The following is a 21,686-nucleotide window of genomic DNA, read 5'->3' as shown; positions in this document are numbered from 1 at the left end:
CGATCGCGGCAGAGCCCGGTTGACCGCGACCGGGCGCCTCCGCGACGGCTGCCATCATTCGACCAGGAACACCCCGCGCAGGTCCTCCGTGGCCGAAAGCGGCACCCCGTTGCCGTCGAGCGAGATCGCCCGGAATTGATAGTACAGCCCCGAGGTCAACGCCGGCCCCTCGTACGGCACCTCCACCGTCTTGCTGCCCGACACCGACGGCACCATCGCGTTCTCCCACACCAGCTCGCCGAACACGTCGAACACGCGCACGAGGTAGCCCTTCTCGCTCGAGTCGTCGGCGAACTCGAAGGTCGGTGTCGCGCTGGTCGCGGTCGGCTCCTCGGCCCCGGGCGCCACGACCGCCAGCGCCTCGGTGACCTTGAACCCCGCGTCGACCGTCACCGCCTCGCCCGCGGCGACCGTGACCTCCTGCAGCTCGGTGCCCCCGATCGAGGTGTCCGGGTCGCGCACCAGCCTGTCGTTCTCGAAGGATGCCAGCACCTTGTAGGTGCCCGCCGGCACCCCGGGGATCCGGAACGTCCCCTCGACGTCGGGGTCGAGCCCGGGATCGGGCGCGCGCAGCCCGAACGGCACCGGCCCGCGCTCGAGCGTCGCGTTGAACACGCTCACCGGCACCAGCACCACGCTCGTCACGCTGCCGCCCGGCGCGTTGACGATCTGCACCGAGCCGCTGACGGCCCCGAGGTTCTCCTCGCCCTCCGCCACCGCCTCGAGGTCGACCGCCGCGAGGTCCTCCGCCGCCACCTGGGCCGTCCCCGCGGCCAGCTCGAGCCCGCGACGGTAACCCCGGATCGTCGCCGCGCCCGACTGCACGTTGAAGATCGTGTACGCACCTGTCCGATCGGACACCCCGTACTGCGCCACCCGATCGCCGCTCACCCCCTCGGCGACCACCAGCGTGCCGCCCGGGTCGACGCCGCCGACGGTGCCCGTCACCGTCACCCCGCCGCGCAGCTCCTCCGGCAGCATCACCAGGCCCACCGTGGTCAGCGGGCTCTCGATCACGCTGACCTTGAGCTCCGCGTCGTACGCCGCCTCGGCCGCGTGGATCGGCAGCGCCACGCGGATGCCCGACGGGAACGGCAGGTAGTCGCGCGCGAACGCCTGCAGCGTGTAGTTGATGTCGCTCGCCAGCTCGCCGTCGGGCTGGCGCGGCGCGCTGACCTGCAGCTCGTAGCGGCCCATCGCGTCGGTCACCGCGATCTCGCCGAGCGGCGCGCCGGTGCGATCCTGGCCGTTCACCAGCGCCCCCTCGATCGGCTCCTCGGTCTGCAGATCGATCACCGTCCCGTGGATCTGCAGCGGCTCGCCGCACACCCAGGTGTCGCTCGCGCCGGCCACCGGATCGCACACGAACCCCTCGGCACAGTGGGGCCCGTCGGCCGTGGCCGGGTCGACGAGCGGGTCGCACGGCCCGCCCTTGTCCGAAGGTTCGGTCACGTCGAGCTCCTTCTGCTGGCAGCCCGCAAGACCGAACGTGAGCATCGACCCGCACGTCAGAACGAGGATCTTTCGCATCGTGCCCCTTGGACCGCCGAGCTTGACACGATTCCAAGATCGATCCCAGAACCTCGCGTCATCGCGCGCGCCGCCCGCCGCACCTCACCCCGGCACGATCGCCTGGCAGCATCCGGTCGAGCAGAAGAACCCCTCCGGACAATTCGACACGCCGTCCTTGCCGACCGTGCACGGGGTGTCGTCCTCGGCGCAGCCCGGCTCCTCGCAGCCCTCGGGCAGCTCGTCCTCGCCGAAGCACAGCTCGCACTTCTCCGGCTCGCAGATGTTGTTGCACGACTCCTGGAACGTGCATGTCCCGCACGCCGCGAGGTTGTCGAGCGCGCACTCCGGCGTCGAGCCGAGGAAGATGTCGACCGTCCCCTCCGGCGTCTGCACGTGGCAGCAGCCGAAGCAGTCGCAGCCGTTCGGCACCAGGTCGGCGCACACCTCGAGGCACTGCGCCGGCACGTCGGGCTCGCACTCCTGCTTGAACGCGCAGCCGATCATCCCGCCCGGGTTCTGCGGGTCGCACTGCAGGTCGTATTCACACTTGTCGTTGCCGACGCCGCTGTCGGAGTCCCAGTAACAGTCGTTCTTGCAGTCCAGGTTCTGCCCCGGCAGGTCGGTCTGAAACGAGCCCTCGTTGTCGTCGCACGGGCTCGTACACTCCTTGTCGCCGCCGTCGATCGCCCCGTCGCCGTCGTTGTCGATCGCGTCGCCGCACTGGTAGATCTTGCCGCCGCACGGCACCGGCGTCGGCATCCCGCCCTCGGTCGTCTCCGCCGTCGCCCCCGTCGTCGTCGTCGTCCCCGTCGTCCCGCCCGTCGTCGTCGTCGTCCCCGGCTCGCCGCTCGTCGGTGACTCGCTCGTCCCCGTGGTGGTGGTCGTCGCCGTCGCCTCGACGTCGCCGGTCGTCACCGTCGTCGTCGCCGTGCTCGTGGTCGTGCTCGTCTCGGTGGTCGTCGCCGGCGACGTGCCGCACCCGACGACCATTGCCCACAGGACATACCCACAATAACCGTGAAGATTTCGCCGCATCAGCGGATTCGACAGGCTCCAGGTCGACGGTTCCAAGGCCGGCTCACAGGCTCACGTCGATCTCGAACACGCCGTAGTCCGAGGTCGCCGTGCCGACCACGTGGATCGTCCCGGCCTTGCGGCGGATCGTCCCGTCGGGCGCCTCCTCGGTCTCGCCGGAGATGTCGAGGTCGAGCGCGACGACGCCGCCGAGCTCGCCCGTCATCGCGAACTCGCCGGTGAAGCTGCCGGTGAGCGTCCCGGCCGGCAAGTCGCGCAGGCTGATGTCGAGCAGCGCCGGCCCGCCGTCGTAGACGACGTCGAACATGTCCTCGACCGGCCCATCCGAGTAGTCGGTGAGCGTGACCTGGAGGTCCATCTCCTTGTTGTTCGACGCGCCCTGGTCGACCTTGCCGCCGACCACCATCGTGCCCGAGAGCTCGCCGGCCTCCATCTGCTCGGGGATGTTGGCGTTCGAGGCCGCGTTGAAGCCGTCGAAGCCGAGCTTGATCATGCGGTCGACCGCGCGGTCGAGCCCCAGGTAGGCCCGCCGCGCCGAGTCCGGGTCGGCGACGCCGTCGTTCGGCGGCGGCTGGCAGCCCAGGACCAGGGTGGACAGCAGCGCGCCCGTGGCGGCGCGCACGAGGATCGACCGGGAGATCGAGGGCATGTCTCCCGCTGCGACAGGCCCGCCCGCCGGGATTCCAAGGGGATCCCCGCGCTCGCGCCCGACCGCGTCACAGCGGCCGCCGGCGCATCCGCAGCGCGTTGGCGACGACCGACACCGAGCTCAGGCTCATCGCGGCGCTGGCGATCATCGGGCTGAGCAGCAGCCCGAACGCGGGATAGAGCGCCCCCGCCGCGACCGGCACGCCGAGGAGGTTGTAGACGAACGCGAACGCCAGGTTCTGACGGATGTTCGCGAGCGTCTCCAGGCCGAGGGTCCGCGCGCGCGCGACCCCGCGGAGGTCGCCGTGCAGCAGCGTGATGCCGGCGCTCTCGATCGCCACGTCGGTCCCGCTGCCCATGGCGATCCCGACCTCCGCCTGCGCCAGCGCCGGTGCGTCGTTGATCCCGTCGCCCGCCATCGCCACGCGCCGGCCCTCGCGCTGCAGCTTGCGGATGAATTCCGCCTTGCCCGCCGGCGAGACCCCGGCCTCGACCTCGTCGATGCCGAGCCCGCGCGCCACCGCCTCGGCCGTCGCCTGGTGATCGCCCGTCAGCATCACCAGGCGCAGCCCCTGCCCGCGCAGGCGCGCGAGCGTCTCGTGCGCGCCGGCCCGCACCGGGTCGGCCACGCCGAGCAGACCGACCACGCGCCCGTCGACGGCCACGAACATCACCGTCGCGCCGCGCTCGCGCAGCGCCCCCGCCCGCCCCGCGAACGCCTCGTCCCCCAGCCCCTGGGCGCGCAGCAGCTCCGCGTTGCCGAGCGCCACCGCGTGCCCCTCGACCACCCCCGTTACCCCGCGCCCGGCCTCCGCGCGGAACGCCTGCACCGCGGCGAGCCGCAGCCCGCGCTCGCCCGCCGCCGCCACGATCGCCCCCGCCAGCGGGTGCTCGCTGCCCTGCTCGAGGCTCGCCGCCAATCGCAGCAGCTCGTCCGCCGCGATCGCCTCCACCGGCTCGATTATCGTCAATTGCGGCTTCCCCTCGGTCAGCGTCCCCGTCTTGTCGAACACCAGCGTGTCGACCCGCGCCATCGTCTCGAGCGCCTCCGCGTCGCGCACCAGCACCCCGTGCGTCGCCCCGCGCCCCGTCGCCACCATGATCGACATCGGCGTCGCCAGGCCGAGCGCGCACGGACAGGCGATGATCAGCACCGCGACCGCGTTCATCAGCGCCGTCGCCACCCGCGGCTCCGGCCCGACCTGCCACCACACCACGAACGCGAGCGCCGCGATCACCAGCACCGCCGGCACGAACACCGCCGCCACCCGATCGGCCAGGCGCTGGCTCGGGGCCCGGCTGCGCTGCGCCTCGCCGACCAGGTGGACGATCCGCGCCAGCACCGTCTCGCTGCCGACCCTGTCCGCCCGCATCACGAAGCTGCCGGCTCCGTTGAGCGTCCCGCCGACCACCGGCTCGCCCGCGCCTCGCTGCACCGGCAGTGGCTCGCCGGTCAGCATCGACTCGTCGACCGCGCTGCTGCCCTCGGCGATCGTCCCGTCGACGGGAATGCGCTCACCTGGCCGAACGCGCAGGTCGTCGCCGACCTGGATCTCCGCGATCGGCACGTCGACCTCGCGCCCGTCGGCCTCCACTCGCCGGGCGTGGCGCGGCGCCAGGCCGAGCAGCGCGCGCACGGCGTCGCCGGTGCGCTGCCGCGCCCGCAGCTCCCAGATCTGGCCGAGCAGCACGAGGCTGACGATCATGCACGCGGCCTCGTAGTAGACCCCCGGCCCGTGCCCGCCCGCGTGCACCCCGGCGATCGGCGCGACCGTCATGATCACGCTGTACACGAACGCCGCCACCACCCCGATCATGATCAGCGTGAACATGTTGAGGTGCCGCGAGCGCAGCGACGCCGCCCCGCGGTGCAGCAGCGGCCACCCCGCCCACAGCACCACCGGCACCGACAGCACCAGCTCGATCCACGGCAGCGCCGACCCGAGCGCGTGCTGCACCGGCTGGCCGGGGATCATGTCCGACATCGCCAGCACGAACACCGCCGCGCTGGCCGGCAGCGTCCACCAGAACCGGCGCTCGAAGTCGACGAGCTCCGGGTTCGGCCCCGCCTCCGCGCTCGGCTGCTTTGGCTCGAGCGCCATCCCGCAGATCGGGCACGTCCCCGCGCCGATCTGCACGATCTCCGGGTGCATCGGGCACGTGTATTCCACGCCCTGCTGCGCCGGCGCGGGCGGGGGTCGCGGCGCGAGGAACTGCTCCGGCGCCGCCGCGAACTTGTCGCGACAGCGCGGATTGCAGAAGTAGTACGTCTGTCCCGCGTGCGTGTGCCGGCCACCCCTGGCGGTCGCCGGGTCGACCGTCATGCCGCAGACGGGATCGAGGACCGGCGCCGAGTGATGATGGTGTGTGGTCATGACCCCGAGCGGACGCCGCGCCCCTCGGGGGCATTACACCCCCCTCGCTGCGACGCCCGCGCCCTCGCTGCGCGCGCATCATTCCCTGCGGCTGCGCCGGCGCGACCGATCGCGCCACCCCTCGCGGAGCCGGCGCCGCCGGCTCATGCTTCAGCCCGGCGGCGTGAAGCCGTCGCAGGCCTCGGCGATCCCCGCGATCGCGTCGTGGAAGAACATCTGATAGTTCGCGGCGCAGATCTGGCCGACGCTGCCGTAGGTGAACATCTCCGTGAATTCGGTGAGGCGCTCGCCGATCTCCGCCGCGTCCTTGCAGGCCGGGTTCTTGGGGCCGATGAGCGACAGCACCACGATGTTGGTCTCGATGCCGCCCTTCAGCGCCGTGATCGCGTTGAACCACTGCGGCGGGTCGCCGGCCGATCCTTCCTCCTCCTCGTCGGTGATGATCACGAGCACGAGCAACGCGTCCTCGCGCATGAATTGCTCGTTGCACGCGCCTGGTCCCGCCAGATCGGGGCCGAGGGCCGCCAGCGCCGCGTCGATCGGCATCTCGTCGCCGCTGCCGTCGATCCCGACCTGGGCCGCGCAGGTGAAGCGCGCCGGCAGGTCGTCGTCCTGCGTCATGAAGCGTTTCCCGCTGGCGTACGGCCCGCACACCGCCCCGCTGGAGCCCTCGCCGCCCGTCTGCGTCACCAGCGCCCCGAGCGTGTCGGTGCAGCCCGGCTCGTTGTATTCGTAGTCGTCGGTCGACACGACCCCGATGTGCAGGCTCTCCGCGTCCGCCAATTGGTCCTGCATCTCGCTGACGAATGTAGGGAAGCTGGCCACCAGATTGACCTGCTCCTGCTTCATGCTGCTCGAATTGTCGACCACGAACAGCAGATCGATCTTGACGCACGGTTTGTCGGCCTGGCCGCCCGGATCGGCCGGAGCCGGCGAATCGCCGAGGTCGAACTTCGGCCCCGAATCGGACGGCTCGCCCTGCGGCTCCTCCTCCGGGGCGCCGGTCTCGTCCGCCGCGCCCGTGCTCGAGCTCGTACCCGTGCCCGTGCCCTCCGAGGTCGTGGGTACATCTGCGGGATCCTCCTCGGTCGTCGCCGCGGCCCCCGGCTGGACCGTCGTGATCACGCCGTACGAGGCCCCCGCCGACGCCGAATCTCGCCCGCCTGCCTCGCTGCAGGCCCCAGCGAGAAGGCCCAGACACACGGGCGCCGCCAGAGCCGCCCGACTGATGAGCTGCCGATTGCTGAGATTCATCAGACCACCTCCACTCTTTACATTCACTCGCGCCCGCGCCCTCCGTCAATGGTGCGTCCCCGACGCCGCCCGCACGACCGCGCCCGCGGCAATTGCACATATGTCCTGAAGAACATGCTCGTTCGGGCATGATCGTGATCGCCGAACGGCGGCAGACCGGCCCTGCGCCCCGTCCGTCCCGGCGGCCCGCGCGCCAAAATTCGCAGCCCACATTCGAGGGTGAATTTTCTGGGCACAATTTAGGAGCAATCTCACATTTTACCCAGCTTGTACCCACCGTCCGTCGCTCCTGCGCGTTAAGCGCAACCCCGGATGCGACGTTTCACGCGGGTATCACACAGCAGAGCCCGCCCTCGCCCTCACAGCCCGCGCAAGGGACCAGCCGCCCCCGCCCACGCGGCACGCGCGCCCACGATCACGCGGCGTCTTCACCGCCACGCACACTCCGTCGCAATCACCACACCGTGCAGGCCGGAGGCATACGCATCAGCACCTCCGCGGATGTGACAGCAGCCATCGTCCCTCCGCTCCTGCGGCGGCGTGTCCTCGCCGCAATGCGCACCGGTGACGCTTTGCAGCGCGTGACCGGCGGCGGCCATGTAGGCCTTGCGAACATGTTTTAATTACCATGTCCTTTAAGACATGTTTTTATAGCCATATCCTCCAGGGCGTCCCTGACCCGCGACCGTCCCGTCTTGAAAATGAAAGCCAAAGTTGATCCTTGCTCACACAGAACCCGGCGGAGAGCCCCATCCCAGGAGATTGACCGACAGTTTTGAAAGCTGATATCAAAAAGACCGGCACGAAATCGCGCGTTCCGCCCTCCCGGTGGCCTCGCCGTGACCTGGCCCAAGAGACATCATGACCCGCCGCCGTCCGCTCCCCGCCCTCCTCGTCGCAGCCCTCTCGCTCTCTGCCTGCGGGGACGACGGTCAGACCAGCGCGAGCGACGGCAGCAGCGGAACCAGCAGCACCGGCACCACCGAGCCAGATCCGACCGCCGCGCCGACCACCTCGACCGCCGATCCGGGCACCAGCACGACCGTGGCTCCGACGACCACCACCACCGAGCCGGAGACGAGCACGACCCAGCCGGTCACCTCGACCACCGATGCAACCTCGACCACCGGCGACACCACCACCGCCGAGACCGACGACACCACCGCCACCGAGACCGGCGACACATCCAGCACCAGCACCACCGGCGCCGTCGACGACACCCCGCCGGGCGTCGTCATCCTGCGCCCCTTCGACGGCGTGCATCTCGCCAGTCGGCGCCTCCTCGTCACCGGCGAGGCCAGCGACGACACCGGCGTCGTCGCCGTCGACCTCCTGCTCAACGGTGGCGCCCCCGTCTCGCTCCCGATCGCCCCCGGCCCGGACGCCGCTTTCACCGCCGACCTTCGCCTCGCCCGCGGCTGGAACACCGTCGAGATCGTCGCCCGCGACGCCGCCGACAACATCGGCAGCAGCACGCGCCTCGTCCACCTCGGCGTGCCCGTCGCTGCCGGCGGCGCCCACTCGCTCGCGCTCGTCGACGGCGTCGCCTGGGGCTTCGGCCGCAACAACGAGGGCCAGCTGGCGGCGGGCGACCTCGTCGATCACCACGACGCCGTCGAGCTCGTCGAGCTGGGCGACGCCGTCTCGCTGTCGGCCAACCTCAATCACTCGCTCGCCGTCACGGCCGACGGCGCCGTCAAGGCCTGGGGGCGCAACGACGAGGAGCAGCTCGGCCTGGGTCCCGGCCCCGATCTCTCGACCCCCGCGATCGTCCCCGGCGTGCCCGAGGTCGTGCTCGTCGCCGCCGGTCAGCGGCACAGCCTCGCGCTCACCGACGACGGCCACGTGTGGTCGTTCGGGGCCGACAGCAACGGCCAGCTCGGCCGCGAGGGCGACGCCGCGCCCGCCGTCATCCCCGACCTCGAGGACATCGTCGCCATCGCCGCCGGCGGCTCCTACTCGCTCGCGGTCGACGGCGCCGGCGCGGTGTGGGCGTGGGGCAACGGCAGCGACGGCCAGCTCGGCGACGGCACGACCCTCGACTCGCCTGTCCCGAAGGTCATCTCGATGGTCGACGCCGCCGCCGTCGCGGCCGGCAAGGCCCACACCCTCGCCCTCGCCCCGCTCGGCAGCCTCGCCGCCTGCGGCCTCGACGCCAGCGGCCAGCTCGGCGACGGCGTGAACGTCGACGACGAGCTGCTGCCCGTCACCGTCGCCGAGTTCGCCGACGTCCTGACCGTCGCCGCCTCCGGCAACCTCTCGCTCGCGCTCGCGCTCGCCGGCGACGCCACGCTGTGGGCGTGGGGTCAGAACTTCAACGGCCAGCTCGGCCTCGGCGACGCCCTCGACCGCAGCGAGCCTACCGCCGTCCCGGGCCTCCCGCCCGTGCACGCGATCGCGGCCGGCCTCGCCCACACCGTCGTCCTCGACGCCGACGGCGGCGTCTGGGCCTGGGGCCTCAATTCGTTCGGGCAGCTCGGCAAGGGCGACGCCGGCAACGGCACCCATAGCGCCGTCCCCCTGCTCGTCGCCCTGCCCTGATTCCCGGCTCGCCGATCCACCGCCCGCCGCGAATCAGGGCACTCCACGATCCGCCGCCGCACGCCCTCGTTCGTGGGACGTCGCACCACCTCCCACGCGCGAGCCACCCCGGCGACCCTTCGCCGCTCGTCAGGATCTTCGCTACACACATTCGCGCTCTGCTCTGACAGTCCGCCGATGCGGGGACGCGGCCGCGAAAACGCCGAGATTCGCGCGACTACTCGTCGATCCTTCGATTTGGGTATCCTCGACCTCATGCGGGGCCGGACGGCGTTCCCTGGCGGCCTCGGCTCATCACACGACACCGCGAGACGCCTGTCCTTCAAGACATATTATCGATCCACGCCGGCGCATTTCGCCGTTCGCGGCCCGGCGGGATCGGCCGGGCGCGGCAGCGCTCGCTCGAGGGCGGCCGCGCGCGACGACGCCCGCGGCTGTGATGATATAGATGCAATTATGCAAAACACTCCGCGCATCCTCGCCCTCCTCGCCCTGCTCGCCCCCGTCGCCTGTGACGTCGACGACGACACCGCGAACCCCGTCGGCGAGGGCTTCGTCGGGATCGGCCTCGAGCAGCAATTCGAGGACCTCGGCATCGACGAGCTCACCGACGCGGTCGACCCCTCGTTCGCGTGCAGCGACGCCGGCTGGACCCCCGCCTGGGCCACGCTCGAGGATCAGGTGCTCACCCTCGTCAATCAGAAGCGCGCCGCCGGGGCCGTGTGCGGCGGCGTCAGCAAGCCGCCGGTGCCCCCGGTGACCGCCAACGCCCAGCTGCGCTGCGCCGCCCGCAACCACTCGAAGGACATGGGCGTCAACAACTTCTTCAGCCACACCGGCTCCAACGGCTCCTCCTTCAGCCAGCGCATCACCGCCGCCGGCTACGTGTGGAAGGCCGCCGGCGAGAACATCGCCGCCGGCTACAACACCGCCGCCGCGGTCGTCAACGGCTGGATGGCCAGCACCGGCCACTGCAACAACATCATGAACGGCAACTACAAGCACCTCGGCGTCGGCTACTACTACGCCGCCGGCGCGACCTACAAGCACTACTGGACGCAGGACTTCGGCAAGAACTGACGAACGGCCTCACCCCGGCGCCGCGGCCGGCTCGGCCTGGCCCGCCGCCGGGGCGCCCTCGGGCGGCACCACGTACAGCGTGCGGCTCGGCAGCGCGAATTCGTAGCCGAGCCCGCGCATCTCTCGCAGCAGCTCGAACAGCAATTGCTGGTGGATCTGGGTGTATAGATTGTAATCGGCGGACAGCACGATGTACACCACCTCGTACTCGAGCCCCGATTCGCCGAAGTTGACCAGCGTCGCGCGGTCGAAGCGGACCTGCTCGCGGCGCTCGACCGCGGCCCGCAGCAGCCCCGGGAGCCGCTCGATCAGCTCCTGCGACGTCGCGTAGACCACGCCGACGCGGAACACCACGCGCCGCTCCCGCATGCGCGTGAAGTTCTGGATCCGGCTCGACAGCAGGTCGTTGTTCGACAGCACCAGCTCCTCGCCCGAGAGGCTGGCCAGCACCGTGCTGCGCACGCCGATCCGCCGCACCGTGCCCATGACCTGGCCCACGGCGATGAACTCGCCGGGCTGGAACGGCTTGTCGACGATGATCGAGATCGACGCCAGGATGTCGCCCAGCACCTGCTGCACCGCCAGCGCCACCGCCACGCCGCCGATCCCGAGGCCCGCCACCAGCGCCGTGATGTTGATGCCGAACGCCGACAGCACCACCAGCACGACCACCGTCCACACCAGCACCAGGCCGGCCAATCGCAGCATCGTCTGGGCGATCGGCGTGACCTGCGGCGCCGCCCCCTCGGCCTGCACGTGGCGGGCGAAGCGGCGGTCGACCAGGTAGCGGACCACCGTGCTGGCCCACAGCCCGCCCTGGATCATCCCGCCGATGATCAGCGCCGTGTGCACCCGCTGGTCCCACCGCTCCGGCAGGTCGAGCGTGACCGTCGCCAGCCGCAGCCCGATCAGCGCCAGGAACCACGTCCGCGTGCGCTCGACCAGATCGGCGATCACGTCGTCGACGTCCGACGCGCTGCGCACCGCGTAGCTGCGCAGCCGCCTCGCCGCCGTCCGCCGGATCAGCATCAGCGTCGGCGTCAGCGCCAGCAGGATCACCGCGGCCGCCAACCACTGCAGGCCGGTGATCCCGAGCCAGGTCCGCCCGAGCAGCGTTTCGAGGGCCTCCGTCATCGCCGGAAACATGATCGACTTCGCCGCCCGCGCCACGCCGCCGGCCGCGGCGGACGAGGCACCCGCGGACATGACCGATCGAACATGTTCACGAGAACATGCCTGTTCAGACTTGATCACTGGCGCGAGCGGCGGTCCCGGCCCACGGCGCCGGCGCCGGTCGGGGGCGCGGAGCAGCGCGGTCTCCGGGCTGCGGCAAACCCGCGGCCCCCGCGGCGGAGCGCCCGCGCGCACATGGGACGGCGCCTACGCCGTTTTCGCCGCCCGCGCCGAGGAGCCGGCGGCGCTCCAGTATCCTTCTCCAGGTCGTGATTCCGGGGACAGAGCTGGCCGAGTTGCTCGACGACGGGTTTTTGGTCGTCACCCGCGACGGCGCGGTCCGGGCCGCCAACGCCGCCGCCGAGCGCGTGTTGGGGGCGGAGCGCGCCGCGTTGGTCGGCTGCGAGCTGTCCGCGCTGCTCCCGGGCGCGCCCGACGGCGCGCTGCTCGAGGCCTGCAGCGGCGCCTGCGAGGTGCGCTTGAGCGCCGGCGATCGCCGCGGCATCAGCCTGGCCGTCCGGATCGTCCCGCGCGACGACGACGCCTGGGTGTTCCTCCGCGACGACCCGCACGCGCACGCGGCCGCGGTCGCCGGCAACGACCGGCTGCGCACGATCCTCGACCACGCGCCGCTCGTGCTGTTCGGCGTCGACGCCGAGGGCACGATCACCCTGAGCGAGGGCCACGGCCTCGCGGTCCTCGGCCGCGTCGCCGGCACCAACGTCGGCTGCTCGACCTTCGACGTCTACCGCGACGTGCCGTGGATCTGCGACGCCGTCCGCCGCTCCCTCGCCGGCGAGCAGGTCTCGGTGGTCGGCGAGCTGCGCGGCCGCGTGTTCGAGGTCCACTACGCGCCGGTGTACGAGCGGCCCCACCAGATCTCCGGCGTCCTCGGCGTCGCGCTCGACGTCACCGAGCGCGAGCGGGCGATGGACAAGCTGGCCGCGCAGCAATCTGTCCTCAAGTACCTGCTCGCCAACGTGCCGCAGGCGATCTTCTGGAAGGACCGCCAGCGCCGGTTCCTCGGCTGCAACCAGAAGTTCCTCGCGCACACCGGGCTGACCGCCGTCGACGAGCTGCTCGGCAAGACCGACCACGACATCTGGGACAGCCGCGAGGAGGCCGACTTCTTCCGCATGATCGACGAGCGGGTCATGTCGACCGGCGTCCCGATCCTCGACATCGAGGAGCCATTGCGGCTGCCCGACGGGCGCCAGACCTGCATCCTCACCAGCAAGGTTCCGATCCGCGACGACGCCGGCGAGGTCACCGGGCTGCTCGGGATCTACGTCGACATCACCGAGCGCAAGCGCATCGAGATGGAGCTCCAGCGCGCCAAGGAGGCCGCCGACGCCGCCTTGCGGGCCAAGAGCGAGTTCCTCACGGTCATGAGCCACGAGCTGCGGACCCCGCTCACGCTGATCCTCGGCCCGCTCGAGGCGCTGCTCGCCGACGTCTCGGAGCCGCTCAGCGACGCCACCCGCGCCGCGCTCACCCGCGTGTGGCGCAACGCCTCGCGCCTCGGCCGCCTCGTCGACGACATCCTCGACTATCAAAAGATCGAGGCCGGAAAGATGAAGGTCCGGTGGGAGCCGGTCGACGTCCACGACCTCGTCGAGGGCATCGTCCTCGACGCCGAGCCCGCCGCCCACAGCGCCGGCATCACCCTCCGCCACGAGCTCGACCCCGACCTGCGGACCGTCCCGCTCGACCGGCGCATGTTCGAGAAGATCGTCCTCAACCTCCTCGGCAACGCCCTCAAGTTCACCCCGCTCGGCGGCACCGTCGTCGTCTCGCTCGCGCACACCGGCCCCGACCGCCTGCGCCTCTCGGTCCGCGACACCGGCCCCGGCATCCCCCTCGAGGAGCACGAGCGGGTGTTCCAGCGCTTCCAGCAGCTCGACAGCTCGATCAGCCGCAAGCACGAGGGCACCGGCCTCGGCCTGGCGATCGTCCGCGAGTTCGCCGAGGAGATGGGCGGCGGCATCACCCTTGCGAGCGCGCTCGGGGCCGGCGCCTGCTTCACCGTCGAGCTGCCGATCGATCCCGACCGCCTGGTCGACGCCGAGCCGCCCCGTCCGCGGCCCGCTCGCCCGCTGCACCCGACCCCCGGCGTCCCCGCCCCCGTCGAGCACTCCGCGGCTGCGGAGGGCCGCCCGCGCATCATCGTCGCCGAGGACAACGCCGACATGCGGGCCTACATCGCCTCGATCCTCCGCGACGACCACGACATCGTCCTCACCGCCAACGGCGCCGAGGCCCTCGCCGCCGCCCGCGCCCGCCGCCCCGACGTCATCGTCTCCGACATCATGATGCCCGAGATGGACGGTTACGAGCTCGTCACCCGCCTCAAGCGCGCCCCGGACCTGCGCGACATCCCCGTCGTCCTCCTCAGCGCCAAGGCCAGCCGCGACGAGACCGTCCGTGGCCTCGAGGTCGGCGCCGACGACTACCTGCCCAAGCCGTTCGCCCCCGCCGAGCTGCGCGCCCGCGTCGGCGCGGCCCTCCGCCTGCACCGCGTCCACCTCGAGGTCGTCGCCCGCACGGTCGAGCTCGAGCGGACCCTCCGCGCCCTCAAGGACACCCAGGAACAACTGGTACAGTCGAGCAAGATGGCCGCCGTCGGCACGCTGGTGGCCGGCCTGTCGCACGAGCTCAACAACCCGGTCGCCATCATTCGCATGAGCGCCCAGATGTTGCTGCGCCGCGGCGCCCGCGACCCGTTCGTCCGCCGCACCCTCGAGCGGATCGAACGCCACTCGCAGCGCTGCGCCGCCCTGGTCGAGGCCCTGCTGGCCTATTCGCGCCGCCGACCGCAGGTGGCCGAGCGCTGCGAACTCGGCCAGGTGCTCACCTGGCTGCTGGAGCTCGTCCGGCCCGAGACCGAGGAGCGGGGGATCCGTCTCGTCGCCGACTTCTCCCCCGACGCCCTGCCGGCCCTGGTGGTCCACCGGCCCGCGCTCGAGTCCGCGCTGTTGAATGTCATCGGCAACGCCGCCGATGCCACCAGCCGAGGTGGTATCATCGAGGTCCACGCGCGCGCCGCCGCCGGCGACGGTGACATCGACGGCGCCGAGATCCTCGTCCGCGACAGCGGCGTCGGCATCGCTCCGCAGGCCCTCCCCCACGTGTTCGAACCGTTTTACACCACCAAAGCCCCGGGCAAGGGCACCGGCCTCGGCCTGCCGATGACGCAGAAGTTCGTCCAGGCCCAGGGCGGCTCGATCCGCCTCGACAGCGCGCTCGGCCACGGCACCACCGTCCGCCTGTGGCTCCCGCTGGTCCCGCCCGAGCCCCCGCGCGCCGCCGAACCGCCGCGCCTCGCCGAGGAGGCCCCGTGAGCGCCGCCGACGCCGAGGGCGCCAGCCAGGCCTGCGCCGTCCCCCGGGTGCTCGTGGTCGACGACGAGCGCGACATGCTCGAGATCCTGCAAGACTTCTTCGAGAGCGAGGGCTACGCGGTGATGGTCGCCGACAGCGGCGAACGGGCGCTCGAGCTGTGCAGGCACGGCAGCTTCGACGTCGCCATCACCGACATGCGCATGCCCGGCATCGACGGCCTGCACACGCTCATCGGTCTGCGCCAGCTCGACCCGCGCCTGCCCGTCATCGTCGTCACCGGCTACGCGTCCGACGACACCGAGCAGCGCTGCCGCAACGCCGGCGCCTTCGAGTGCATCCAAAAGCCCGTCGACCTCGACGACCTGCTCCGCCTCGTCGGCGCCGCCGTGCAGGCCCGCAGCTGATCCGCTCGCCGCGCCCTGCACTCACCTGTCTTCAGAGACATGTGAGCCGAACGCCCGCGAATTCCCCCGGCGCCTGCGGCGACGAAGGCGCCGCTGCGCCCACACCCGGGCACATGCACGCCCGCGTATCGCGGTGCGCGCTCGCGGATCGAACATCCCCGGCCGCAGAGGCGATCGCCACCACGCGCGCGCGCGGGTGCGCGGCCGCCGAAAAAACCCGCGCCATCGGGGGCCCGCGCAGCGCCGCGCCGTCGGCGTCCTGCGCGGACCTCGTGGTACGCTCGGACGCTCGCTCGCACTCGCCGATGGACAACCTCGAAGCCAGAGCGTCCGACGAGCCGTCGCCACCTGTCGACAGGGACATGTCCCCAGGGACATTGCTCGAAGGTCGATACCGCGTCGGCGAGGTCGTCGGCGAGGGCGGGATGGGCGCCGTGTACCTCGGCGAGCACCTCGAGCTCCGGCGCCGGGTCGCGATCAAGGTGCTCCACGCCGAGCCGAGCGCCCGCGCCGCGATCGCCCGCCGCTTCCGCGTCGAGGCGTGCAAGGCCGGCTCGCTCGGCAGCCCGCACATCGTCGAGGTGTTCGACGCCGGCGCGCTGGCGGACGGCCGCCTGTTCCTCGTCATGGAGTACCTCGAGGGCCACGACCTCGCGCGCGAGCTCGACGAGGTGCTGGTGTTCGAGGCCGACCGGGCCTGCCTGCTCATGCGCCAGGCCGCGCTGGCCCTCGCGGCGGTGCACGGGGCCGGGATCGTCCACCGCGCCCTCACCCCCGGCAGCGTCATGCTGGCGAGCCAGCCGAGCGGCGAGGTCGTCAAGCTCCTCGACTTCGGGCTCGCCGCCAAGGTCGCGCTCAACGCCGGCGCCGTCGAGCACGCCAGCGAGGCCGGCGCCCACCGCAACGAGGCCGATTACATGGCCCCCGAGCAGGCGACCAGCGTCGCGCCGAACCCGACCTTCGACGTCTACGCCGTCGGCGTGATGCTCTACGAGATGCTCACCGGCTCGCTGCCGTTCACCGCGCGGCACACCTTCGAGCTCTTGAACATCAAGCTGCTCCACCCTGCCCCCTCGATCGACGCCCGCCGCCCCGGCCTCCCGCCCCGGCTCGTGCGCCTGATCGCCGACTGTCTCAGCATCGACCCCGCGGCGCGCCCCGCCAACGGCGCCGCGCTGGTGTCCCGCCTCGACGAGGTCCTGGCCGACCTCCACCACCCGCAGGCGCCGTTCCTCCCGCCCGAGCCCAAGGCCCCGCCGACCGAGCCGCCCGCCGTCGCCGCAACATCGTCGACCCCGCGGCGCGTCGCCCTCGCGCTCGGCGTGGCCGCGCTGGCGCTCGGCGCCTTCGTGTGGCTCGGGCCCGACCAGGCGCTCGAGCCCGTGCCCGCAGCGCGCACCCCGACCACGACGACCCCCGTGCCCATCACGCCGGAGCGCGACACCTCGCAGGCGACCCCACCACCCGCTCCCGTCGACCCGCCGCCGCCCGGGCCCGAGCTCGCGCCCACCCCTCGAGGCCCCGAAGCCAGCGCGAAGTCGCAGCCCCGACGGCCCGCCCTCGTGGCCGACCCCGGCACCTCGCCGACCCCCGCCGCGCCGGACCCCGTGACCGCTCCGGAGCCGGGCGGCACGACCGAGGAGGCGCACCTGACGGCGCGCTGTCAACGGATCCGCTCGAAGGCGGAGGAGGCCCGCCGCACCCAGCGCTGGAGCGTGCTCCGCGATCAGAGCCGCCACCGCGAGTGCTGGGCCTCCGACCCCGAGCGCCGCAAGCTGCAGACCAAGGCCGCGATGGAGCTCGGCGACTTCGCCAGCTGCATCACCATCGGCTCCGGCCTGCACGACCCCGAGGTGCAGGACTGGCTCAAGCTCTGCAAGATGCGCAACGACGAGTGACGCGCATCACCGCGCATGCTCGATGGGGCATGTCTGAACCGACATATCCCCGAGAACATGCCCATTCAGGCATGTCCTCAAGGACTGGACGCTCCGTCACACCTCGTAGCGCTCGCGCGCCGGCGCCCCCTCGACCAATTTAAAAAATGCCACCGACGGGTCGTCCGGGCCCTTGTAGTGCTTCGCCAGCGCGCCCTGCAGGGCCGCGAGGTCGCGCGAGCGCTCGAGCATCACCAGCACGTCGGGGTCGCCGTGGCCGACGAACAGCTCGTACTGCTCGCACCCGTCCTCGCCGCGGACCTTGTCGATGATCGGCTGAAACCCGGAAATGAACGCCTGGGCCGCGCCGCGCTGGACGCGAAACGTGATGACCTGCCGGATCGCCATGGCTCGTGCCTCCTGAGGCCTCGCATGGCACCACAACCCGGCCTGCCGCGCATGCGCGCGGTCGCGCCCCGACGCGAGTTCGCGCACGCTCCGCGCCGTCCCATTCGCCGCAACGCCCGCCCGTCATCTTCGCATGTCTCTCAAGACATGCCCCTTTAAACATTTTAATCATTCATACCGACGCAGCCCGCGACCTCTGCCTCGCATTCCCTTTGCGGCTGATCACACAAGACGGCGCAGCAAAAGCGAACAGCACCTGCCCACCGGAAGCTCGCGCCGCGCCGCCGGCCGTCGCGCTGTCCAGCGGCCCAGCACGTCGCTCACCGCCCCGTCGGCCCTGGCACCAGCCCCGGCGGCAGGTCCTTCGAGTGTGACCCCACCCAATCGCAGCCCTCGCCGTAGAACCTGATCGTAAACCCGTCGCTCCCGCCCGCCGAGCTGCCGAGGCGGCCGTCCTCCCGCACCCGGCCGACGCACAGGGCAGTGTCGATCGTCACCGCGCGCCGCTCTCCGACCGCCAGCCGCACCCGGGGCGCGTCGGGCGGCGGCACCAGCAATTCGCACGGCAGCATCGCCACCTCGATCGCCGTCGTGCACTGATTGTGCAGATCGATGTCGACCGTCTCGCCGATGAGGCTCTCCGCGATCGTTTCGGCCGTGCGATCGCACTCGCGGTCGCGGCAGGGCCGGAGCCGCCCCTGCTCGCGCACCAGCGGCACCGAGTGCGAACCCTGCGATTCGCCGATCCTGCGCCCGTGGTGGAAGTCCGCGCGCACCACCCCGTCGCGGGCCGCCCGCAGGCGCAGCGTGATCACCCGTTGCTCCGCCGGTGCCAGCGCTAGCGACCACGAGCCCGGGCCCTCGACCCGCGCGAACCCCTCGAGCTCGACCCAGGCGATCCCGCCGTCGGTCGCTACTGCGTCGTCTCCGAAGAGCTCGACCTCGAAGATCGCGTCGTCCCCGAGCAGGCGGTAGCGGAGCTGCGACGTCGTCGTCCATCCCCCACCGCTCGAGCTCTGGCTGCCGCCGGCGATCCACCCCTCCGACTCGCGCGACGCCGTCTCGCGCAGCCCCTGCACCCCCCCGTCCGCCGGATCGACCTCCCGCGCCTCCACCCCGAGCGCGCCCACCGGCGTCGCCGCCGATTCGAGCCTCCCCGCATTCACCACCGCCGCCTCGGACGCGCTCCCATCATTCGTCGGCGCGCAGCCCCGGATCGCCAGCCCCGCCCCGCCGCTCGCCGTCAGCAGCCCGATCAGCGCCAGCGGCGTCGTGAACGCCGCGCTGGTGCGCCCCGACGGCTCGCCGAACAGCGGCAGCAACAGCCACGAGCGTCGCTCCGCCCGCTGCCGTCGCGTCATCGTCCGTTCGAAGCTGTCCTTTGCGACACGTAGCCGCGCGTACACCGTGCTGAGGTTGACCCCGAGCTCCGCCGCGATCTCCGTCCCGCGCAGCCCTTCGATCTCCGCCAGCACGAACACCGCCCAGCGCTCGCGATCGAGCTCGCCCAGGAACGCTCGCAGGTCCGCCAGCGCCTCCTGGCGCGCCGCCCAGCCCTCCGGGTCGAGCGCCGGCGAGGCCAGCTGCGCCTCGTCGAGCCCCTCCGGCGCCCGCAGGCCGCGCTCGCGGTGGCGTCGGGCGATCTTGCGCGCCACCCCGGCCATCCACTGGCGCAGCGAGAACCGCGAGTCGTAGGACTCGATCCGCCGCACCAGCACCTCGAACACGTCCTGGACCGCGTCGTCGAGCCCGGCCTCGGGCACCCCCAGTCCGCGCAGACGGCCGCGCAGATACGCCTCGTGGCGCGCGCAGGCCTGGCTCAGGGTCTCGGTGGGGCGGCCCGGGGTCGCGGTCATGGCGTGGCTCCTCGATCCGCTCCTTGCAGCCAGCCCGCCCGGATCGTAACGGAAAGTGCAGCGCGTCTCCGCGCGTTTTCGCCCCGTCCCCCCGTCCGCGGCGCGGCGAATTCGCGCCGCCGCGCCCGTGGCTGCCCTGCCCGGGCCTCGCGCCCTACAATCGCCCGACATGGCCAACACGGAGACCCTGAAGCGCAGGTCGGCGGCGCGCCGGCTCGGCCTCGCGCTGACCTGCGTCGGCGCCCCGGCGTGTTTTTACAACCCGCAGGTCGGCCAGGTCGCCACGGACAGCGCCGCGAGCGAGACGGGCACCACCGCGACCGCCACGAGCTCCACCACCGACACGAGCACGGGCGACACCGACGAGACCAGCCCGACCACCCCCACGACGACGACCACCACCACCACGAGCGACACCATCGATCCGCCGCCCGGCTTCCCCGAGGCCACCACGCTGCAGCTGAGCTTCTCGGCGATCAAGCGCTTCGACTTCAGCTGGTCCGCCGCGGCCGGCGCCACGCATTATCGCTTGCAGGAGCGCCTGCCCGGGTCCGATGATTACGTCCAGCTCGGCGAGGACATCGCCGACGAATCGATCTCCCTGGAGATGCCGCTACACCTGCGAATCGGCGCCAGCTACGTCCTCCAGGCCTGCAACGCCGAGGGCTGCACCGACTCCGAGCCGGTCGACGTCGTCGATTCGATGGTCGAAGCCGTCGGGTACTTCAAGGCCTCCAACACCGACGAGGGCGACTCGTTCGGGCTCAGCGTCGCGCTGTCCGCCGCCGGCGACACCCTGGCCGTGGGCGCATACCGGGAAGCCAGCGCGGCCACCGGCGTAAACGGCGACGAGGCCGACGACACCCTCGCCATCGCCGGCGCCGTCTACGTGTTCGCCCGCGTGGACGGCAGTTGGTCGCAGCAGGCCTACATCAAGGCCTCGAGCCCGGGCTCCGGGGACCACTTCGGCGAGGTCGTCGCCCTCTCGGCCGACGGGCGCACCCTCGCCGTCGGCGCCAGGAACGAGGACAGCGGCGCCGCCGGCATCAACGGCAACGAGGCCGACAACACCGCCATCAGCGCCGGGGCCGTCTACGTGTTCTTCCGCACCGGCGAGACCTGGTCGCAGCAGGCCTACGTCAAGGCCTCCAACGCCGGCGAGCAGGACATGTTCGGGACCACCGTCGCCCTGTCCGGCGACGGCGACGTCCTCGCCGTCGGCGCGCCGAACGAGAGCAGCGGCGCCACCGGCATCGACGGCATCCAGCTCGACGAGACCGCCGCCGACGCCGGCGCCGTCTACGTCTTCACCCGATCGAACGGCACCTGGTCGCATCAAGCGTACATCAAGGCCTCCAACACCGGCTCGGGCTACAATTTCGGCTCTGCGCTCGCGCTCGCGGCCGACGGCAAGACCCTGGCCATCGCCTCCGAGAAGGAGAGCAGCGCCGCCAAGGGGATCAACGGCAACCAGGCCAACACCTCGGCCCCCAACGCCGGCGCCGTCTACGTGTTCGTCTACGCCAACGCCACCTGGTCGCAGCAGGCCTACGTCAAGGCCTCCAACACCGAGCAGTACGACTACTTCGGCCAGAGCGTCGCGCTGTCGGCCGACGGCCACACCCTCGCCGTCGGTTCGTTGCAGGAGAACAGCTGCGCCGCCGGCATCGGCGGCGACCAGGCCGACGGCTCCTGCCCCGCCGCGGGTGCGGTCTACGTCTTCACGCGCACCGAGGGCGTGTGGTTCCAGCAGGCCTACGTCAAGGCCTCCAACCCCGGCATGTCCGACCTGTTCGGCTACCGCGTCGCCCTGACGGCCGATGGCAACATGCTCGCCATCAGCGCCTCGCAGGAGGCCAGCAAGGCCACCGGCATCGACGGCGACCAGGCCGACAATTCCGTCTTCGTCGCCGGCGCCGCCTACGTGTTCGTCCGCACCGACGACGTCTGGTCGCAGCGCGCCTACGTCAAGGCCACCAACCCCGCCCCCTACGATTACTACGGCTACGGCCTCGCGCTGTCGGCCGACGGCAGCACCCTCGCCGTCGGCGCGAACGGCGAGGACGGCAGCGCCGTCGGCATCGGCGGCGACGCGACCGACAAGACGGCCGACGGCGCCGGCGCCGTCTACCTCTATTGATTTCTCCGCGCTCGCGTCGGCCCACGCGCGCTGGACAGCCGC

14 protein-coding genes are annotated in these 21,686 nt (G+C 71.8%); 6 read left to right on the top strand and 8 right to left on the bottom strand.

Annotation, left to right across the window (positions count from 1 at the left end; all coding sequences use genetic code 11):
• Positions 1-54: 54 nt before the first annotated feature.
• The 5 genes from K7C98_RS23780 to K7C98_RS23760 all read right to left on the bottom strand — a co-directional run bounded on the left by K7C98_RS23780 (position 55) and on the right by K7C98_RS23760 (position 6,695).
• A complete protein-coding gene (locus K7C98_RS23780; protein ID WP_224194036.1) occupies positions 55-1,530 on the bottom strand; it encodes a carboxypeptidase-like regulatory domain-containing protein in 1,476 nt (491 codons plus the stop codon).
• A gap of 84 nt (positions 1,531-1,614) precedes the next feature.
• A complete protein-coding gene (locus tag K7C98_RS23775) occupies positions 1,615-2,502 on the bottom strand; it encodes a hypothetical protein (protein ID WP_224194035.1) in 888 nt (295 codons plus the stop codon).
• Between the two features lie 88 nt (positions 2,503-2,590).
• Complete coding sequence (locus K7C98_RS23770; protein WP_224194034.1) at positions 2,591-3,196, bottom strand: hypothetical protein; 606 nt, start codon at positions 3,194-3,196, stop codon at positions 2,591-2,593.
• Positions 3,197-3,263: 67 nt separating this feature from the next.
• Positions 3,264-5,570, bottom strand: a complete 2,307-nt coding sequence (locus tag K7C98_RS23765; protein ID WP_224194033.1) for a heavy metal translocating P-type ATPase — start codon at positions 5,568-5,570, stop codon at positions 3,264-3,266.
• A 150-nt stretch (positions 5,571-5,720) separates the two neighbouring features.
• Positions 5,721-6,695: a VWA domain-containing protein gene (locus K7C98_RS23760; protein ID WP_224194032.1), complete on the bottom strand. Its 975-nt coding sequence runs from the start codon at positions 6,693-6,695 to the stop codon at positions 5,721-5,723.
• Positions 6,696-7,685: 990 nt separating this feature from the next.
• On the opposite strand from K7C98_RS23760, the gene K7C98_RS23755 reads away from it, so the two are divergent.
• Together K7C98_RS23755 and K7C98_RS23750 are read left to right on the top strand one after the other, a co-directional pair.
• Positions 7,686-9,365, top strand: coding sequence for an RCC1 domain-containing protein (locus K7C98_RS23755; RefSeq protein WP_224194031.1), 1,680 nt, complete (start codon positions 7,686-7,688; stop codon positions 9,363-9,365).
• A gap of 456 nt (positions 9,366-9,821) precedes the next feature.
• Complete coding sequence (locus tag K7C98_RS23750; RefSeq protein ID WP_224194030.1) at positions 9,822-10,445, top strand: CAP domain-containing protein; 624 nt, start codon at positions 9,822-9,824, stop codon at positions 10,443-10,445.
• Positions 10,446-10,454: 9 nt separating this feature from the next.
• On the opposite strand, the gene K7C98_RS23745 is transcribed toward K7C98_RS23750, so the two are convergent.
• Positions 10,455-11,651, bottom strand: coding sequence for a mechanosensitive ion channel family protein (locus K7C98_RS23745; protein ID WP_224194029.1), 1,197 nt, complete (start codon positions 11,649-11,651; stop codon positions 10,455-10,457).
• Positions 11,652-11,887: 236 nt separating this feature from the next.
• Here K7C98_RS23745 and K7C98_RS23740 point away from each other — a divergent pair, with 236 nt between their 5' ends.
• The 3 genes from K7C98_RS23740 (at position 11,888) to K7C98_RS23730 (ending at position 17,261) form a co-directional block, all read left to right on the top strand.
• A complete protein-coding gene (locus tag K7C98_RS23740) occupies positions 11,888-14,959 on the top strand; it encodes an ATP-binding protein (protein ID WP_224194028.1) in 3,072 nt (1,023 codons plus the stop codon).
• A complete protein-coding gene (locus K7C98_RS23735; protein ID WP_224194027.1) occupies positions 14,956-15,363 on the top strand; it encodes a response regulator in 408 nt (135 codons plus the stop codon). The genes K7C98_RS23740 and K7C98_RS23735 overlap by 4 nt, the downstream gene beginning before the upstream one ends.
• 362 nt (positions 15,364-15,725) lie before the next feature.
• Positions 15,726-17,261, top strand: coding sequence for a serine/threonine-protein kinase (locus K7C98_RS23730; RefSeq protein ID WP_224194026.1), 1,536 nt, complete (start codon positions 15,726-15,728; stop codon positions 17,259-17,261).
• 96 nt (positions 17,262-17,357) lie between these two features.
• On the opposite strand, the gene K7C98_RS23725 is transcribed toward K7C98_RS23730, so the two are convergent.
• Together K7C98_RS23725 and K7C98_RS23720 are read right to left on the bottom strand one after the other, a co-directional pair.
• The gene (locus tag K7C98_RS23725) at positions 17,358-17,648 is read right to left on the bottom strand and encodes an antibiotic biosynthesis monooxygenase family protein (protein WP_224194025.1); all 291 of its coding nucleotides are present in this window, start codon (positions 17,646-17,648) and stop codon (positions 17,358-17,360) included.
• A 320-nt stretch (positions 17,649-17,968) separates the two neighbouring features.
• Positions 17,969-19,504: an RNA polymerase sigma factor gene (locus K7C98_RS23720; protein ID WP_224194024.1), complete on the bottom strand. Its 1,536-nt coding sequence runs from the start codon at positions 19,502-19,504 to the stop codon at positions 17,969-17,971.
• Positions 19,505-19,673: 169 nt separating this feature from the next.
• Here K7C98_RS23720 and K7C98_RS23715 point away from each other — a divergent pair, with 169 nt between their 5' ends.
• Complete coding sequence (locus K7C98_RS23715) at positions 19,674-21,644, top strand: FG-GAP repeat protein (protein ID WP_224194023.1); 1,971 nt, start codon at positions 19,674-19,676, stop codon at positions 21,642-21,644.
• Positions 21,645-21,686: the final 42 nt, after the last annotated feature.

The organism is Nannocystis pusilla, assembly GCF_020073745.1.
Classification (GTDB): Bacteria; Myxococcota_A; Polyangia; order Nannocystales; family Nannocystaceae; genus Nannocystis; species Nannocystis radixulma.
Note: the sequence above shows the minus strand (reverse complement) of the source record. Positions and strands in the feature narration are given on the sequence as shown.

Excerpts from the sequence above, each read along its gene's own strand:
- K7C98_RS23780 (WP_224194036.1), bottom strand. The coding sequence starts at position 1,530 with ATGCGAAAGATCCTCGTTCTGACGTGCGGGTCGATGCTCACGTTCGGT.
- K7C98_RS23775 (WP_224194035.1), bottom strand. The coding sequence starts at position 2,502 with ATGGTCGTCGGGTGCGGCACGTCGCCGGCGACGACCACCGAGACGAGC.
- K7C98_RS23770 (WP_224194034.1), bottom strand. The coding sequence starts at position 3,196 with ATGCCCTCGATCTCCCGGTCGATCCTCGTGCGCGCCGCCACGGGCGCG.
- K7C98_RS23765 (WP_224194033.1), bottom strand. The coding sequence starts at position 5,570 with ATGACCACACACCATCATCACTCGGCGCCGGTCCTCGATCCCGTCTGC.
- K7C98_RS23755 (WP_224194031.1), top strand. The coding sequence starts at position 7,686 with ATGACCCGCCGCCGTCCGCTCCCCGCCCTCCTCGTCGCAGCCCTCTCG.
- K7C98_RS23750 (WP_224194030.1), top strand. The coding sequence starts at position 9,822 with ATGCAAAACACTCCGCGCATCCTCGCCCTCCTCGCCCTGCTCGCCCCC.
- K7C98_RS23745 (WP_224194029.1), bottom strand. The coding sequence starts at position 11,651 with ATGTCCGCGGGTGCCTCGTCCGCCGCGGCCGGCGGCGTGGCGCGGGCG.
- K7C98_RS23730 (WP_224194026.1), top strand. The coding sequence starts at position 15,726 with ATGTCCCCAGGGACATTGCTCGAAGGTCGATACCGCGTCGGCGAGGTC.
- K7C98_RS23725 (WP_224194025.1), bottom strand. The coding sequence starts at position 17,648 with ATGGCGATCCGGCAGGTCATCACGTTTCGCGTCCAGCGCGGCGCGGCC.
- K7C98_RS23720 (WP_224194024.1), bottom strand. The coding sequence starts at position 19,504 with ATGACCGCGACCCCGGGCCGCCCCACCGAGACCCTGAGCCAGGCCTGC.
- K7C98_RS23715 (WP_224194023.1), top strand. The coding sequence starts at position 19,674 with ATGGCCAACACGGAGACCCTGAAGCGCAGGTCGGCGGCGCGCCGGCTC.